This window comes from Mesorhizobium sp. M0062 (assembly GCF_040323125.1).
Taxonomy (GTDB): domain Bacteria; phylum Pseudomonadota; class Alphaproteobacteria; order Rhizobiales; family Rhizobiaceae; genus Mesorhizobium.
This window is the reverse complement of record NZ_JAMYUO010000068.1, coordinates 1-829: the sequence shown is the minus strand read 5'-3', so window position 1 is coordinate 829 and position 829 is coordinate 1. Positions and strand designations below refer to the sequence as shown.

Below are 829 nucleotides of genomic sequence, written 5' to 3'. Positions count from 1 at the left end.
TCGGCATTGCAACGCGCTGCTTGCAGCAGACCATTGCGTGCCATGTTGTGGGCAACGGTATCGCTTATCGGCCCTTGCGAGAGAGTGTTGGCAAGGAGTGTCAGAGATGTGAGACCGACCGCCCCGATAAGTGCCGTCATGCCGATCCAGAAATGAAGGAGGAAGCAAATGCCAAGATAAAACAGCATCCATGGCAGATCGAAGAACGCTGTCGGACCGTTTCCACCTAAGAAGCCGCGAACATTGTCGAGATCGCGAAGCGGCTGCAAGCCGTCGCCCGGCATGCGCGTTGAAAGCGGAAGGCGAACGATCGCATCGTGAACGCGTCCGGAAAACTGTCCATCGAAACGCTCGCCAATCCGCAGCAGCACGCGGGCGCGCAAAATGTCGAGCAGGCATTGGAACGCATAAAGCCCCGCAGCAAGCACGACGAGCCCCACTAGAGTGGATACGCTGCCACTTGCCAGAACGCGGTCATAGACCTGAAGCATGAACAGCGGCGAGATGAGCGCAAGCACGTTGACCACGCCGCTGATCAACACAATGCCCCAAATCGCGGAAGTCAGAGGGAAGGGTCTCAAAGCTGAATCCTTTAAGGAATGGTTGTCACGTAAGTCTCCGGAGGCTGGCGACCCAGCTCCCTATATTGCTCCCCGACCGGCAACCGACTGCATCCGCTCGCTGGTTCAGGATCAGTGCTCCCGCCGAATATGTTTGGTCCCGGCATTTAATGGAGCGGGTCAACAACACCGTCCGGCTGAAAGTTTGGAAGGGATTCATCGTGGTCGGCCGCAAGGGCCCGAACAGGCTTCCGCCTCCACACCTTCAG

General features: G+C 57.8%; 1 pseudogene. It reads right to left on the bottom strand.

Going from position 1 to position 829, the window contains the following annotated elements:
• Positions 1-491: pseudogene (locus tag NKJ64_RS30465) on the bottom strand (type I secretion system permease/ATPase); the annotation flags it as partial.
• Positions 492-829 lie beyond the last annotated feature (338 nt).